Genomic DNA, 15100 nt, shown 5'->3' on the forward strand with positions numbered 1-15100 from the left:
GGCGCATTATGCCTAGGCTTGTCCGGCAAGACACTCGCGCAGCGCGGTTTGCCAGTCAGGTTGACTGACGCCCCATTCGCGCTGCAGGCGACTGCAATCCAGGCGCGAGTTCAGCGGGCGGCTGGCGGGTGTCGGGTAGTCGCTGGTGGTAATCGGCAGCAGGTTTGCGCAAGGCTTTCCCTGTTCCCGCAGCGCTTCGCCGATGGCCTGGGCGAAACCGAACCACGAGGTCTCACCCTGCGCGGTCAGGTGATAAGTGCCCCAGGCGCCAGTCTCGCCGGCCTGCCAGCGTTCGATCAGGGCGAGGGTGCTGTTGGCGATCGTGCCGGCCCAGGTGGGTGCTCCGATCTGGTCGGCGACGATGCGCAGCTCCGGTTTTTCCTGCAGAAGACGTTGCATAGTCAGCAGGAAGTTGCGGCCGTGGGTCGAATAGACCCAACTGGTGCGCAAGATCAGGTGCTTGCCTTTTACCGCCGTAATCGCCTGTTCGCCGGCGAGTTTGCTCTTGCCGTAAACGCCCAATGGGTGAGGTTCGTCAGCTTCGTTGTAAGGCGCAGTCTTGCTGCCGTCGAACACGTAATCGGTGGAGTAGTGGATCAGCGGGATGCCCAGCGCCGCCGCTTCTTCCGCCAGAATGCCTGGGGCCTCAGCGTTGACGGAGAACGCCGCTGCTTTCTCGCTTTCAGCCTTGTCGACCGCCGTATAAGCCGCGGCGTTGATGATCAGGTCGGGACGAACACGCCGCACCTGCTGGCGGATCTGTTCCGGTTGCGCCAGGTCAAGCTGATCGCGACCCGGAACCACCAACTCCCCCAAAACCGTCAGGCGTTTCTGCAACTCACTTGAAACCTGTCCATGTTGACCGCTAATAAGAATTCTCATGGAAACAGATCGATCTCTTGCAAGGTTTTGCCTAGTTGGTCTTTGGCCGAAAGCTGGGGGGCTTCATCCAGTTGCCAATCGATGGCGAGCGTCGGGTCGTCCCAACGGATGCAACGTTCGGCGGACGGGTTGTAGTAGTCCGTGGTCTTGTAGAGGAACTCGGCGACGTCGCTCAGTACTACAAATCCATGGGCAAAACCTTCCGGTACCCAGAGTTGGTGACGGTTTTCCGCGGTCAGACGCACCGCCACCCATTTGCCGAAATTCGCTGAGCTGCGACGAACATCCACCGCGACATCGAGCACTTCGCCAACCGTTACCCGCACCAGTTTTCCCTGGGTGTTTTCCAGTTGGTAGTGCAGGCCGCGCAGGACGCCTTTTTGCGAGCGAGAGTGGTTGTCCTGAACGAACTGTCTCTTCAGGCCGGTCGCCTCTTCGAAGGCCCTGGCATTGAAGCTTTCGTAGAAAAAACCGCGCTCGTCGCCGAAGACCTTGGGTTCAAGGATCAACACACCGGGCAACGCGGTTTCAATCACATTCATTGTCCACCCTCAGCCAGTTTGTAAAGGTACTGACCATAACCGGTCTTGCCAAAATACTTGGCGCGCTCGAGCAAATGCTCGCGGTCGATCCAGTCTTTTTCGTAAGCGATTTCTTCGAGGCAGGCGACTTTCAAACCTTGGCGATGCTCGATGGTCTGCACATACTGGGACGCTTCGAGCAAGCTGTCGTGAGTGCCGGTGTCCAGCCAGGCAAATCCGCGGCCGAAGCGCTCGACCTGCAGATCGCCACGCTTGAGGTAGGCATTGTTGACGTCGGTGATCTCCAGTTCGCCGCGAGGCGAGGGCTTCACGGCCTTGGCGATCTCGATCACATCGTTGTCGTAGAAATACAGGCCGGTCACGGCATAGCTGGATTTCGGGGCTTTCGGCTTTTCTTCGATCGACAGGGCACGGCCTTCGTCGTCGAAATCGATCACGCCGAAGCGCTCCGGGTCTTTGACCCAGTAGCCGAACACGGTGGCGCCAGAAGGACGATTGACGGCGTTAATCAATTGCTCGCTAAAGCGTTGACCATGGAAGATGTTGTCGCCGAGGATCAGGCACACCGGATCCTTGCCAATGAATTCCTCACCAATCAGAAAGGCCTGGGCCAGGCCATCGGGCGAAGGCTGTTCGGCATAGCTGAAATGCACGCCGAACTGACTGCCGTCCCCCAACAGGCCGCGATATTGCGGCAGGTCCTGCGGTGTGGAGATCACCAGGATTTCCTTGATGCCGGCCAGCATCAGGACCGAGATCGGGTAGTAGATCATCGGTTTGTCGTAGATCGGCAACAGCTGTTTGGACACGCCCAGCGTGATCGGGTGCAGACGTGTGCCCGAGCCCCCGGCCAACACAATTCCTTTCATCATGCGATCAACTCCTTGGTATTGATGGCGCCCAGTCGTTCACCCTGATAGCTGCCGTCCTGAACTCGGCGGCACCACTCCAGGTTTTCCAGATACCACTGGACGGTTTTGCGCAGGCCGGTCTCGAAGGTCTCTTCGGGCGTCCAGCCGAGTTCGCGCTCAATCTTGCTGGCATCGATCGCATAGCGCAGGTCATGGCCAGGACGGTCCTGGACGAAAGTGATCAGGTCGGCGAAATGCGCGACGCCTTCAGGTTTGTTCGGCGCCAGCTCTTCGAGCAGGGCGCAGATGCCACGCACTACATCAATGTTCTTCTGCTCGTTGTGACCGCCGATGTTGTAGGTCTCGCCGACCACGCCTTCGGTGACCACTTTGAACAGTGCGCGGGCGTGATCCTCGACAAACAGCCAGTCGCGAACCTGCAGGCCGTTACCGTAGACAGGCAGCGGCTTGCCGGCGAGGGCGTTGAGAATCACCAGCGGGATCAGTTTTTCGGGGAAGTGGAACGGCCCGTAGTTGTTCGAGCAGTTGGTCAGCAACACCGGCAGGCCGTAGGTGCGTTGCCAGGCGCGGACCAGATGGTCGGAGGCCGCCTTGCTGGCGGAATACGGTGAACTTGGCGCGTACGGGGTTGTTTCCGTGAACAGGTCATCGACGCCATGCAGGTCGCCGTACACCTCGTCCGTGGAAATGTGGTGAAAACGGAAAGCGCTTTTTTCGGGCTCGGCCAGGGTCTGCCAGTAGGCGCGGGTTGCCTCGAGCAGGCTGTACGTGCCGACGATATTGGTTTGAATGAAATCCGACGGACCGTCGATGGAACGGTCGACATGGGACTCGGCCGCCAGATGCATGATCGCATGCGGCTGGAAACGGGCCAGTACCGCGCTGACGGTGGCCTGATCCACGATATCGGCCTGCACGAATTCGTAGCGTGTGTCGTTGGCAATGCTGGTCAGCGATTCCAGATTGCCGGCGTAGGTCAGTTTGTCCAGGTTGAGCACTTCATGCTCAGTATGCCGGATCAAGTGACGAACCAGGGCAGAGCCAATGAAACCGGCACCGCCGGTGATGAGAATACGCATGTTGGCCAGCCTTTATCTGTAAGACGATTGAAGCAAATGAGCATAGCTTGTCGGCAGGAGAGGGGTGGTGCAATAGGGTTGTGACAGCTATTTGGGTTTTGTTGGGCGCGCGGGGGTTGATTATCGACCGACGTGGTGGCGATATAAGCGACTAATAAAATTTCAGGGGTCGTTGTATGCCGCTCGCCACGTTGATTCATCGCGCCAGTTTGCCCAGCCCGCAGGTCTCTGCGGCGCAAGCGCTCGAGCTGCTCGAAGGGCATTACGGGCTGAGCGGAAAGCTGCAGGCGCTCGGCAGCCAGCAGGACCTCAACTACCGCGTTGACAGCCAGCATGGACGTTTCGTCCTGAAAATCTGCCGGGGCGACTATTCGGCGCTGGAGCTGCAAGCCCAGCATGCGGGGCTCAAGCATCTGGCCGAGCACTCCAAGGTGCCGGTGCCGCAAGTGATTTCCGCCCAGAACGGCGCTGACCTGCTGTCACTTGAAGTCGGCGGACAACCGGTGCATGTGCGCCTGCTCGAATACATCGAGGGCCAGTCGCTCACACACCTGGATCATTTGCCTGGGGCCGTGGTGGCCGGTTTCGGCCGGCTCTGCGGTGAAATGGACCAGGCGCTGGCCGATTTCAACCATGCGGGTCTTGAACGCACCCTTCAGTGGGACGCGCGCCATGCCAAGGCGTTGATCGCGCATTTGCTACCGGTCATCGAGGATGACGCGCAGCGAGCGTTGATCGCGCAAGTGACCGAAGAGGCCGAGCGGCATTTGCAGCCGCTGGTGGACAAGTTGCCGGTGCAGGCCATCCACATGGACATCACCGATGACAACGTGGTCTGGCAGCGCGATTCGCAACGCCAGTGGCAACTGCAAGGCGTGATCGATTTCGGCGACCTGGTCCGCACCTGGCGCATCACCGACCTGTCGGTGACTTGCGCGGCGTTGCTGCACCATGCCGGTGGCGATCCGTTCTACATCTTGCCGGCGGTTCAGGCTTATCACGCGGTCAACCCGTTGCAACACGAAGAACTGCAGGCCCTATGGCCATTGATCGTCGCGCGGGCGGCGGTGCTGGTGCTCAGCGGCGAACAGCAGGTCAGCATCGACCCGGGTAACCAATACAGTCGCGACAACCTGACCCACGAGTGGGAGATTTTCCGCGTGGCGACCTCAGTGCCGCTGGCGTTGATGGAAGCGGCGATCCTCACCGCTGTCGGCCAGAGCCTGCCAGCCATCGGCAGTGAAGGCTTTGCGCCACTGCTGCCGAGCCTGGTCGGACGTGAATTTGCCTTGATCGACCTGGGTGTACTCAGCCCGCATTTCGAGGCCGGTAACTGGGAGCAGGAAGGGATCGATCAACGCCTGTTGAGCGAAGCGGCGGCGGCTCACGGTCTGGCCGCAAGCCGTTACGGACAATACCGTTTGTCCCGTACCCGCCCCGACAGTGCCAGCGAACCGGACACGTGCCCGCTGCATGTCGAGTTGCGGGTGCCCGATGGCACCGCGGTCGAATCGCCATTTGCCGGCGTGGTCCACCAACCGGCGCCGGGTGTGTTGCAACTCGACGGCCCACAGCTGAGCGTGCGGCTGTGGGGCGTGACGCCGTCGCTGCACACCGGCGCGGCGCTGGTCAAAGGCCAGGTGTTGGGCGCGGTCAGCGGTCCGTTGCGGGTGCAGTTGTGCCGAGGCGCTTCGTTCGATGCGCCGTTGTTCTGCACGCCGTCTCGTGCGGCGGCCTGGCAAGCGTTGTGTCCATCGCCGGCGGTGTTGCTGGGGTTGGCTTGCGATGCGGAGGTTGAGCTTGATTCGCAGACTTTGCTGGAGCGCCGCGACGCCAGTTTCGCCCGGACGCAGAAACACTATTACGTCGACCCGCCACGCATCGAACGTGGCTGGCGCAACCATTTGATCGACATGCAGGGCCGCTCCTACCTCGACATGCTCAACAACGTCGCGGTGCTCGGTCATGGTCATCCACGCATGGCCGCAGTGGCCAGCCGCCAGTGGTCGCTGCTCAATACCAACTCGCGCTTCAATTACGCGGCGGTTGCCGAATTTTCCGAGCGTTTGCTGAGGTTGTCTCCGGATGGCATGGACCGGGTGTTCCTGGTCAACAGCGGCAGCGAGGCCAATGACCTGGCGATCCGTCTGGCATGGGCCTACAGCGGCGGTCGCGACATTGTCAGCGTGCTGGAGGCTTATCACGGCTGGACAGTGGGCGCGGACGCGGTCTCGACGTCGATTGCCGACAACCCCAAGGCCTTGAGCAGCCGTCCGGACTGGGTGCACCCGGTGACGGCACCGAACACCTATCGCGGTGAATTCCGGGGCCCGGACAGTGCGCCGGATTATGTGCGCAGCGTCGAGCACAACCTGGCGAAAATCGCCGGGCAAGGACGCCAGCTGGCCGGTTTCATTTGCGAGCCGGTGTACGGCAATGCCGGCGGCATCTCGCTGCCGCCGGGGTATTTGAAACAGGTCTACGGGATGGTTCGCGCCCAGGGCGGCGTGTGCATCGCCGACGAAGTGCAGGTCGGTTACGGGCGCATGGGGCACTTCTTCTGGGGCTTCGAAGAACAGGGCGTGGTGCCGGACATCATCACCATGGCCAAGGGCATGGGCAACGGTCAACCGCTGGGCGCTGTGATTACCCGTCGGGAAATCGCCGAGGCGCTGGAAGCCGAAGGTTATTTCTTCTCATCGGCGGGTGGCAGCCCGGTCAGTTGCCAGATCGGCATGGCCGTTCTGGATGTGATGGAAGAGGAAAAACTCTGGGATAACGCCCAGGTCGTGGGCGGGTATTTCAAGGAGCGTCTGGAAGCGCTGATCGATATTCATCCGCTGGTGGGCGCGGTGCACGGGTCCGGTTTTTATCTGGGCGTTGAATTGATCCGCGACCGCGAGACCCTGGAACCGGCGACCGAAGAAACCACGGCGTTGTGTGATCGCCTGCGGGAATTGGGGATCTTCATGCAGCCGACGGGGGATTATCTGAACGTCCTCAAGATCAAACCGCCGATGGTGACCTCGCGCCGCAGTGTGGATTTCTTTGTCGATATGTTGGCGAAGGTGCTCGCGGAGGGGCTGTAAATACATCTCCCCTGTGGGAGTGCTTAATTCGATTATTATCTGGTTTAAGTGCTGTTGTTTTCGACGGAAGGAAGATTAATCGCTTTTAAAGCCGATTTTTATCGGCTATAAAGTCGCCATTGCCGCGGCGTGCCTCATCACGCCCGCCACTTCCCTTTCTGTCATCGGTCGATGGGAAACTCGACCCACAGCACTTGCCCGGAGATGATTCATGAGCCGTATCGTTACCGTCGCCGCCACCCAGATGGCCTGTTCCTGGGACCTTGAAGCCAACCTCGAAACCGCTGAAAGGCTGGTCCGTGAGGCTGCGGCCAAAGGCGCGCAGATCATCCTGATCCAGGAACTGTTCGAGGCGCCGTACTTTTGCCAGAAGCCCAATCCGGATTACCTGCAACTGGCCACAACGGTGGAAGAGAACGTCGCCATCAAGCATTTCCAGAAAATCGCCAGGGAACTGCAAGTGGTGCTGCCGATCAGCTTCTACGAACGGGCCGGCCGTGCGCGTTTCAACAGCATCGCGATCATTGATGCCGACGGCAGCAACCTCGGGATTTATCGTAAAAGCCATATCCCGGACGGCCCTGGCTACCACGAGAAGTACTACTTCAACCCGGGCGACACCGGTTTCAAAGTGTGGAACACCCGTTACGCGAAAATCGGCGTGGGCATCTGCTGGGATCAGTGGTTCCCCGAGTGCGCCCGCAGCATGGCGTTGCTGGGTGCGGAGATCCTGTTCTACCCGACCGCCATCGGCAGCGAGCCGCACGACAAGACCATCTCGTCCCGCGATCACTGGCAGCGTGTGCAGCAGGGCCATGCCGGCGCCAACCTGATGCCGTTGATCGCCAGCAACCGTATCGGCAACGAGGAGCAGGACGGGTACGACATCACCTTCTACGGCTCGTCGTTTATCGCCAACCAGTTCGGCGAGAAGGTCCAGGAACTCGATAAAACCGAAGAAGGCGTGCTGGTTCACAGCTTCGACCTCGACGAGCTGGAGCACATTCGCAGCGCGTGGGGCTCGTTCCGTGATCGTCGCCCGAACCTATACAATGCGCTCAAAACCCTCGACGGTTCCCTGGAGTCCTGACTGCATGACCACTTTAAACAGCACCCCGCGCGCCGACGGCTTCTACATGCCCGCCGAGTGGGCGCCACAAACCCAGACCTGGATGATCTGGCCCGAGCGTCCGGACAACTGGCGCCTGGGCGGCAAACCGGCGCAAGCCGCGCATGTGGCGGTGGCCAAGGCCATCGCGCGTTTCGAACCGGTCACCGTGGCGGTGTCCGCCGGTCAATACGAAAACGCTCGGGCGCGTCTGGACGTGCCGAATATTCGTGTGGTCGAGATGTCCAGCGACGACGCCTGGGTCCGCGACACCGGCCCGACATTTGTCATCAATAACCGCGGTGAAGTCCGTGGCGTGAACTGGGGCTTCAACGCATGGGGCGGTTTTGACGGTGGGCTGTATTCGCCGTGGAACCGTGATTCGCAGGTCGGCGGCAAGATCCTCGAGATTGAACGCAGCCCGCGTTATCGCACCGAGGGCTTTGTGCTCGAAGGCGGTTCGATCCACGTTGATGGTGAAGGCACGCTGATCACTACTGAAGAATGCCTGCTTAACCGCAATCGCAACCCGCACTTGAACCGTGCAGAAATCGAAGCGGTGCTCAGCGCGAACCTGGCTGTGGATAAAATCATCTGGCTGCCGGACGGTTTGTTCAACGATGAAACCGACGGCCATGTGGATAACTTCTGCTGCTACGTGCGTCCGGGCGAAGTGTTGCTGGCCTGGACCGACGACCCGCAAGACCCGAACTACCCGCGCTGCCAGGCGGCGATGAAAGTGCTCGAAAGCAGCACCGACGCCAAGGGTCGCCCATTCACGGTGCACAAGATGCCGATTCCTGGGCCGCTGTATGCGACCGAAGAAGAATGCGCCGGTGTGGACCCGGTAGACGGGACCCAGGAACGCAATCCGACCGTTCGTCTGGCCGGTTCCTATGTGAACTTCCTCATCGTCAACGGCGGCATCATCGCGCCGAGCTTCGACGATCCGCTGGACGGCCCGGCCAAAGAGATTTTGCAGAGCCTGTTCCCGCAGCATGAAGTGGTCATGGTCCCGGGCCGCGAACTGTTACTGGGCGGCGGTAATATCCACTGCCTTACCCAACAGCAGCCTGCGCCGCACAAGGAGTGAGTGCCGTTGTAACAGCCTGAGTTGATTGAGAAATCACTCAGGCAACGGTTTTACTTCGGCACCTTGCAAGAAGCCCGCAGCCCGTCAGGACTGCGGGCTTTTTTGTATCCGCTGGTCGACTGTCCTGACACATTGGCACAGCTCTTGTATCTCTCCTGACGAGAAACAGGGAGGGGAGAACTTCGATGTTCTGTCATAAACCTTGGATAAGTTAGCCGCTCACAAACCAGGAGAGAGCGCGGAAATGAACGCCGAAATGAACGTAGTGAGCGAGCGGACACTGCATCCCCTGGCAGTAAACAGCGAATCGCTCCAGATCCTGGCGCACTGGTTGAAGTCCAATGGAACGCGTCAGATCAGGGAACCTGATCCGCGCCGGATGATGATCGAGCGCTACCCCGCTGGTTTATTCAGCGAAGCGGAGCTGGATGCGTTGTGGGATGTGATGGAAGGATAAAAAAGAACAACAACGGATTGATAAAAGCGCTGCCGGGAAGGTGGCGCTTTTTTTATGGGCGATGGTTGTGTGATCACTACAGTGCGACTCGAACACGATAGCTGCGGCTCACACCAGGCCCGCAGTGTTTAGACGCGGTAAGAGCGGGTCATTGGGTTTGCCCGGTCTCCAATTCGTGTCTTGGTAGTGACAGAACGAGGGCGGTATTCGACCGATTCCTGAAACAGTTTGAAAGCTATTCCGACGTTTTTCAGAAATAGAAGGAGGACTAATCTGCCGGCATCGAATTTCCTACCCTTTCGCCGGAGCCTCCCATGATCCTTCATTACATTTACGACCCATTGTGCGGCTGGTGCTACGGCGCAAAACCACTGGTGCAAACAGCCCGGGCAATTCTTCAGGTGATTGCCCATGGCGGCGGCATGATGACCGGCGCCCACCGCAAGAACGTCTCGCCACAGTTGCGCAACTACGTGATGCCCCACGATCGGCGAATCGCCGAGTACACCGCGCAGCCATTCGGCGAGGCCTACTTCGAAGGTTTGCTGCGCGATGAGACGGCGGTGTTCGATTCTGCGCCGCCGATTGCCGCCGTACTGGCGGCTGATCAGGTCGCTGACCGTGGACTGGCGTTGCTGGGCCGTTTGCAGAGCGCGCATTACGTGGAAGGTCGGCGCATTGCCGATGAAGCGGTGTTGTTTGAACTCGCCCACGAGATCGGCCTGGAACCTGAAGCCTTTCAGACCGCATTCAAAAACGCCGACACCGATCGCCACATCAAGGCCAGTCGCGACCTGTTGGCCAGCATCGGTGGTCATGGTTTCCCGACCTTCGCACTGGAGCAGGGTGGCCAGTTCACGCTGGTCGACATCGGGCCGTGGTTCGGCAAGCCGCAAGCCTTTGCGGCCTGGCTGATGCAGTCGCTTCCCGCACACGCCGCTTCATCCGGGTTTCAAACCTGTGGGCTCAACGGCTGCAATTAGAAAATTCTTAGACGATTTTCGCCTATTCACAGACGATTCATGAAATTGACACAGGGTTCAGGGCGGGACTAGGATTCGCCTCAACGCCTGTGGCCAACCGCCATGACTCAAAAATAATAAAAAGGCCCGCCGCGATTTTTCGTGGGCGGGCCTTTTTGTTTCGGGGTGAAAAAAGAGTGCGATAGCGCCGTTTCAGCCGTTCGACACAGCGCGTATCAACCCGTAATAAGGAAAAGAACAAAATGTTGAACAAGCGAATCAGCCTGATCGCTCTGGGGATGTTGAGCGCGACACAGGCCATGGCAAACGACCAGGCCGAATCCAAGGGTTTTGTTGAAGACAGCAGCCTCAAAGTGCTGCTGCGCAATGCCTACATGAACCGTGATTACAAAGACGGCCGACCGGACAAAGCCGAGTGGGGCCAAGCGGCCATCGGCACGTTCTCGTCCGGTTTCACCCAAGGCACCGTCGGTGTGGGTGTGGACGCGTTCGGTCTGTACGCATTGCGTCTGGATGGCGGCAAGGGCCGCACCGGCGCACAAGGTATCGACTTCTTCAAAAAGGGTGACAATGGAACCGGCGACGCCGCCGATGACCTGTCCAAAGGTGGCGCAGCGGTCAAATTCCGCCTCTCCAGCACCACGCTGACTTACGGCGACCAGATGCCGGCCCTGCCGGTGTTGAGCTACGACAACTCGCGCCTGCTGCCGGAAAGCTACACCGGCACCCTGATCACCTCCAAGGAGATCAAAGGCCTGGAGCTGAACGCCGGTCGCTTCACTGCCGAATCGCGCAAGAGCGCTGAAGGCCGTGACAGCGGTGGCTTGAAGTCGATCAACGTATTGGGCGGCAGCTACCAGTTCACCGAACAGTTCAAGGCGGCGGTGTACGCGTCTGACGTTGAAGACGTATTGAAGAAACAATACGTGAACGCCAACTACGTGTTCCCGATCGACAAGGATCAGTCCCTGACCCTGGACTTCAACGGCTACCGCACCAAGCTGGAAGATTCCTACGTCCGCGAAAGCGGTGCGACCGGTGACGACAACAAGATCTGGAGCCTGGCAGCGACCTTCGCCACCGGCCCGCACTCGTTCACCGTCGCGCACCAGCGCAGCACCGGCGACAGCAACCTGGGCTACGCCTACGGCGGCTATCAGAAGGATCAAGGTCGCGTCGGTGATGGCGGCAACACCATCTACCTGGCGAACTCCTACTGGTCCGACTTCAACGCCGAAGACGAACGCAGCTGGCAGCTGGGCTACGGTCTGGATTTCAGCACGTTCGGCGTTCCTGGTCTGAGCTACAACGTGGCTTACGTGCGCGGCGACAACATCACCACTTCCACCAGCGAAGGCGGTACCGAGCGCGAAATCTTCAACCAGTTCAAGTACGTCGTGCAAAGCGGCCCGGCCAAAGACTTGAGCATCAAACTGCGTAGCTCGATCCTGCGCGTGGCGCAGAAATCCAGCGAATACAACGTCAGCGGCAACGAAGTACGTGTGTTCGTGGACTACCCGATCAACATTTTCTGATGATCGGTTGCAGTATCGACGCCTGATTCAAGGCTGAGAAAGATGAGCCCCGACATGTTCGGGGCTTTTTTTCGCCTATCAAAAAGCGTTCAGGCGCTTAGGTTATTTCCTGCATCGGATCAGGACAGTTCCCAGTACCGAAGGGGAACAAGCCGATATTCATCACTGGATTAATCGATTGAAATACCGGACGAGAAATTCAGTTGATTGTCAGCGCTCCTCAAACGGTGGAGCCGTCCATCACGCTGAAGTTGACCCCCAATAGCCTGCTCAACCAAAATGCTTGAGGTAGCGCCAATGTAGCTACAAATTAGAAATGAGGTCATTACCATGGGTGTATTGCTGAAAACCACCGACGTGCGTTGCCGCATTGATGAGGAATTGAAAGCGCGTGCTACTGAAGTCCTGAACGCTTGCGGCCTGAACATCAGTGACGCCATGCGGCTTTTTCTTCGTCAGGTCGTAGCGACCCAGGGCCTCCCGTTTGAGGTACGCGTGCCTTCGGAAAAAACGGCCCGCGCCATGAGAGAAGCACGTGAGATTCGCCAGCGGTTCGACTCGATAGACGACATGTTGAGGGACGCTGATGGCGAAACCGGAGAAAAAGCAAAAGCGCGCTGAGCTGCCCAGGCAATGTGCACAAACGTCAGAATTCAAGAAGTCGTGGGACCGTTACAAGCGTGCCGGGCGCCGTGACATGAATGAAGTTCGCCAAGTGATGGTCATGCTGTTTCTGGGTGAACCGTTGCCACCGGAATACCTGGACCATGCCTTGATGGGTGATTGGGCTGGTTTTCGAGAGTGTCATATAGGCGGTGATTTCTTGATGATTTATGAGCACACACGCTCCGATTTCATCACATTTGTTGATCTAGGAAGTCATTCAGAGTTGTTCAAGTAGCGTCTGTAAAGAAAAGCCCCGACATGTTCGGGGCTTTTTTGTGAGCGCTGCAAGGCTCTGGACCGCTTCACAGGACGACTCGATTGACCTTTCCCAGCCAAGTTTTCCTATTCAAATGATCAAAACGATCATTTGAATGATTGGTTTGCGCATTCTATAGCGAGAGCTTAAGATAAATTTGACTGAATCAATCATTGCTTGATTGTTTCAGTCAGTTTCGAGGTGAAACACGTCTTACCCCACAATTATAAAAGGAGACCCTCGTGGCCCAATTCCCTATCAAGCGCACCATTGAACGCATCCCGGGCGGCATGATGATCGTGCCCCTGCTGATCGGTTCGCTGGTCGCTACCTTCATGCCTGACACGCCCAAGTTTTTCGGCTCCTTCACCAATGCACTGTTCACCGGGGCGCTGCCTATCCTCGCGGTGTTCTATGTCTGCATGGGCGCGAGCATCAACATCAAAGCCACGCCTTACTTGCTCAAGAAGGGCGGCACGCTGCTCATCACCAAAGTCGGCATCGCCGTGCTCATCGGCATTGTGCTCGGGCATTTTCTCGGCGAGCAGCCGATTTCGTCCGGCCTGTTCGCCGGCATCTCGACGCTGGCAGTGGTCGCCGCGATGAACGACACCAACGGTGGCTTGTACATGGCGCTGATGGGGCAGTACGGTCGGTCCGAAGACGTCGGTGCCTACTCGGTCATGTCCCTGGAGTCCGGGCCTTTTCTGACCATGGTCACCCTGGGCATCGCCGGTCTGTCGGCGTTCCCGTGGCCGACGCTGGTGGGCAGCATCCTGCCGCTGGCGCTGGGCATGTTGTTGGGCAATCTCGACCGTGACATGCGCGACTTCCTGGCCAAGGCTGTCCCAGTGATGATCCCGTTCTTCGCGTTGGCGCTGGGGGCCAGCCTGGACCTGCACAACGTCTGGCAGGCCGGTTTGCTGGGTCTGGGCATGGGGGTTGCGGTGGTTGTGCTGACCGGTATTCCGTTGTTCTTCGCTGATCGTTTGACCGGTGGCACAGGCGTCGCCGGTGTTGCTGCGGCCACCACCGCCGGGAACGCTGCAGCCGTTCCTGCGCTGATCGCAGCGGCGAATCCCGTTTACGCCGAAGCCGCCAAGAGCGCGACCATATTGGTAGCGGCCTGCGTGGTGGTCACCGCGATCCTTGCGCCGATACTCACCGCCGCTGTTGCCAAGCGCATACAACAACGCAACGCCGTCGTCATCCCTGAGCAGGAGATCGAACCCCAAAAGCAGGAGGCCCTGCGATGAGGATTCTGATCATCGCGGATGATCTGTCCGGTGCGGCGGATTGCGCCATCGGTTTTGCGAGCGTCGGGCTGCAAACGGTGGTCACGCTCGATCCCTTGAACGACAAGGCCGATGCTCAGGTGATTGCCGCCGACACAGACACTCGGCGCCTGTCACCGGATCGAGCCGCCGAGCGCACCGTTGCGGCATTCAAGGCACTGCATCAGCCTGGGCAGCGGCTGTACAAGAAAATCGATTCGACCCTGCGCGGCAACTGGGCGGCGGAGGTCGCCGCCCTGCAACCCTTGGCCGGACTGGCCATCGTCGCCCCGGCGTTCCCCGCTACAGGTCGCACGTTGCGCGGCGGCCGGGTGTTCGTGAACGGCCAGCCGCTGGAAACCACCGACACCTGGAAACTCGAAAACGCCGATCGCCCGGCTGACGTCGAAGCCATGCTCATCGCCGCCGGCCTGAGCACCGCGAAGCTGGACCTCGACACCTTGCGCGGCAACGAAAAGGCGCTCGCGCACCACATCGCCGAAGTCGCCCGCAGCGGCACCCAGGCGTTGATCGTCGATGCGCAAACCGAAGACGATCTGCTGACCCTCGCTCGCCTGACCGCGTCGATGGATCAGCCGTTGTTCTGGATCGGCTCGGGCGGCCTGGCGCGGGAAATCGCCAGCCTTTCTGACTTCTCCGAAGCGCGGTTCACAACCCTGGAACCGACCGCGCAGGAAAAAAGCCAGGCATCCATTCTGATCCTCGTCGGCAGCCTGTCCGGCGTTTGCGAGCGGCAATGCGAGTTGCTCAAGGAACGTGGTGGCGTCAGCGAACTGGTCGTCCCGCCCGAGGTCCTTCGCCAAGGCACAACCCATGGCGACTGGGCGTTGTGGCAAGCGCGGATCGGCGAGCAACTGGACGGCTGGAGCGACCTGCTGCTGCGCATCGGCCGCGATGATGCGTTCGATCCGCAGGAAGGCGCGCAACTCTCGAACATGCTGGCCGTATTGGTAGAACCACACTTCGCCAAGGTCGGCGGCCTGATCGCCACGGGCGGCGAGACCGCACGGGCCATACTGACCACCGTCGGCATCGACAGCCTGCAACTACTCACCGAAATCGAAGCCGGGGTTGCCTACGCCCGGCCAACGGTTTCCCGGCAAGGTCATCGCCCCGGCATTGTGACCAAGGCCGGCGCATTCGGCACCGATAACGCCTTGTATGCGGCATGGCAACACCTGAGCGACAGCGCCGATCGCTCCCCGCCCCAACGCACACGAATCCAAGGACTCGAATGAACACT

The 15100-nt window shown here is 59.5% G+C and carries 14 protein-coding genes; 10 read left to right on the forward strand and 4 right to left on the reverse strand.

Annotated elements, in window-relative coordinates:
• Positions 1 to 12: 12 nt before the first annotated feature.
• Genes rfbD through rfbB form a run of 4 tightly spaced genes read right to left on the reverse strand, consistent with a single transcriptional unit; the run spans position 13 to position 3375 of the window.
• Entirely contained in the window at positions 13 to 882 is an 870-nt protein-coding gene (gene rfbD, locus ACM1ZW_RS10200) for a dTDP-4-dehydrorhamnose reductase (protein ID WP_416740483.1), read from the reverse strand.
• A complete protein-coding gene (gene rfbC, locus ACM1ZW_RS10205) occupies positions 879 to 1424 on the reverse strand; it encodes a dTDP-4-dehydrorhamnose 3,5-epimerase (protein WP_414883304.1) in 546 nt (181 codons plus the stop codon). The genes rfbD and rfbC overlap by 4 nt, the downstream gene beginning before the upstream one ends.
• A complete protein-coding gene (rfbA, locus tag ACM1ZW_RS10210; protein WP_017335941.1) occupies positions 1421 to 2296 on the reverse strand; it encodes a glucose-1-phosphate thymidylyltransferase RfbA in 876 nt (291 codons plus the stop codon). Before rfbA ends, rfbC begins: the two co-directional genes overlap by 4 nt.
• A complete protein-coding gene (gene rfbB, locus ACM1ZW_RS10215) occupies positions 2293 to 3375 on the reverse strand; it encodes a dTDP-glucose 4,6-dehydratase (RefSeq protein ID WP_017335942.1) in 1083 nt (360 codons plus the stop codon). Before rfbB ends, rfbA begins: the two co-directional genes overlap by 4 nt.
• Positions 3376 to 3551: 176 nt before the next feature.
• Here rfbB and ACM1ZW_RS10220 point away from each other — a divergent pair, with 176 nt between their 5' ends.
• The 10 genes from ACM1ZW_RS10220 to ACM1ZW_RS10265 all read left to right on the forward strand — a co-directional run bounded on the left by ACM1ZW_RS10220 (position 3552) and on the right by ACM1ZW_RS10265 (position 15095).
• Positions 3552 to 6464 (forward strand): aminotransferase, encoded by a 2913-nt coding sequence (locus ACM1ZW_RS10220; protein WP_416740484.1) that lies wholly within the window; start codon positions 3552 to 3554, stop codon positions 6462 to 6464.
• Positions 6465 to 6675: 211 nt separating this feature from the next.
• The gene (aguB, locus tag ACM1ZW_RS10225) at positions 6676 to 7554 is read left to right on the forward strand and encodes an N-carbamoylputrescine amidase (RefSeq protein WP_017335944.1); all 879 of its coding nucleotides are present in this window, start codon (positions 6676 to 6678) and stop codon (positions 7552 to 7554) included.
• 4 nt (positions 7555 to 7558) lie between these two features.
• Entirely contained in the window at positions 7559 to 8665 is a 1107-nt protein-coding gene (gene aguA / locus ACM1ZW_RS10230) for an agmatine deiminase (protein WP_416740485.1), read from the forward strand.
• 244 nt (positions 8666 to 8909) lie between these two features.
• Positions 8910 to 9122 carry a hypothetical protein gene (locus ACM1ZW_RS10235; RefSeq protein ID WP_017335946.1) on the forward strand — a complete coding sequence of 71 codons (213 nt, stop codon included), beginning with the start codon at positions 8910 to 8912 and terminating at the stop codon, positions 9120 to 9122.
• A 314-nt stretch (positions 9123 to 9436) separates the two neighbouring features.
• Entirely contained in the window at positions 9437 to 10105 is a 669-nt protein-coding gene (locus tag ACM1ZW_RS10240; RefSeq protein WP_416740486.1) for a DsbA family protein, read from the forward strand.
• A gap of 242 nt (positions 10106 to 10347) precedes the next feature.
• The gene (locus tag ACM1ZW_RS10245; protein ID WP_416740487.1) at positions 10348 to 11640 is read left to right on the forward strand and encodes an OprD family porin; all 1293 of its coding nucleotides are present in this window, start codon (positions 10348 to 10350) and stop codon (positions 11638 to 11640) included.
• Between the two features lie 330 nt (positions 11641 to 11970).
• Positions 11971 to 12261 (forward strand): type II toxin-antitoxin system RelB/DinJ family antitoxin, encoded by a 291-nt coding sequence (locus ACM1ZW_RS10250; protein ID WP_416740488.1) that lies wholly within the window; start codon positions 11971 to 11973, stop codon positions 12259 to 12261.
• On the forward strand, positions 12227 to 12541 hold the full coding sequence (locus tag ACM1ZW_RS10255) for a type II toxin-antitoxin system YafQ family toxin (protein WP_033037147.1): 315 nt from the start codon (positions 12227 to 12229) through the stop codon (positions 12539 to 12541). The genes ACM1ZW_RS10250 and ACM1ZW_RS10255 overlap by 35 nt, the downstream gene beginning before the upstream one ends.
• A 263-nt stretch (positions 12542 to 12804) precedes the next feature.
• The gene (locus tag ACM1ZW_RS10260; protein ID WP_416740489.1) at positions 12805 to 13818 is read left to right on the forward strand and encodes a 2-keto-3-deoxygluconate permease; all 1014 of its coding nucleotides are present in this window, start codon (positions 12805 to 12807) and stop codon (positions 13816 to 13818) included.
• Positions 13815 to 15095: a four-carbon acid sugar kinase family protein gene (locus ACM1ZW_RS10265; RefSeq protein WP_416740490.1), complete on the forward strand. Its 1281-nt coding sequence runs from the start codon at positions 13815 to 13817 to the stop codon at positions 15093 to 15095. Before ACM1ZW_RS10260 ends, ACM1ZW_RS10265 begins: the two co-directional genes overlap by 4 nt.
• Positions 15096 to 15100: the final 5 nt, after the last annotated feature.

The sequence above is a fragment of the Pseudomonas sp. NFX71 genome (assembly GCF_048079215.1).
Lineage (GTDB): Bacteria > Pseudomonadota > Gammaproteobacteria > Pseudomonadales > Pseudomonadaceae > Aquipseudomonas > Aquipseudomonas fluorescens_B.

Bases quoted from the DNA above. Each gene is read 5' to 3' on its own strand.
- ACM1ZW_RS10245 (WP_416740487.1), top strand. From the start codon at position 10,348: ATGTTGAACAAGCGAATCAGCCTGATCGCTCTGGGGATGTTGAGCGCG.
- aguA (WP_416740485.1), top strand. From the start codon at position 7,559: ATGACCACTTTAAACAGCACCCCGCGCGCCGACGGCTTCTACATGCCC.
- rfbA (WP_017335941.1), bottom strand. From the start codon at position 2,296: ATGATGAAAGGAATTGTGTTGGCCGGGGGCTCGGGCACACGTCTGCAC.
- rfbC (WP_414883304.1), bottom strand. From the start codon at position 1,424: ATGAATGTGATTGAAACCGCGTTGCCCGGTGTGTTGATCCTTGAACCC.
- ACM1ZW_RS10220 (WP_416740484.1), top strand. From the start codon at position 3,552: ATGCCGCTCGCCACGTTGATTCATCGCGCCAGTTTGCCCAGCCCGCAG.
- rfbB (WP_017335942.1), bottom strand. From the start codon at position 3,375: ATGCGTATTCTCATCACCGGCGGTGCCGGTTTCATTGGCTCTGCCCTG.
- rfbD (WP_416740483.1), bottom strand. From the start codon at position 882: ATGAGAATTCTTATTAGCGGTCAACATGGACAGGTTTCAAGTGAGTTG.
- ACM1ZW_RS10265 (WP_416740490.1), top strand. From the start codon at position 13,815: ATGAGGATTCTGATCATCGCGGATGATCTGTCCGGTGCGGCGGATTGC.
- ACM1ZW_RS10235 (WP_017335946.1), top strand. From the start codon at position 8,910: ATGAACGCCGAAATGAACGTAGTGAGCGAGCGGACACTGCATCCCCTG.
- ACM1ZW_RS10240 (WP_416740486.1), top strand. From the start codon at position 9,437: ATGATCCTTCATTACATTTACGACCCATTGTGCGGCTGGTGCTACGGC.
- ACM1ZW_RS10250 (WP_416740488.1), top strand. From the start codon at position 11,971: ATGGGTGTATTGCTGAAAACCACCGACGTGCGTTGCCGCATTGATGAG.
- ACM1ZW_RS10255 (WP_033037147.1), top strand. From the start codon at position 12,227: ATGGCGAAACCGGAGAAAAAGCAAAAGCGCGCTGAGCTGCCCAGGCAA.
- aguB (WP_017335944.1), top strand. From the start codon at position 6,676: ATGAGCCGTATCGTTACCGTCGCCGCCACCCAGATGGCCTGTTCCTGG.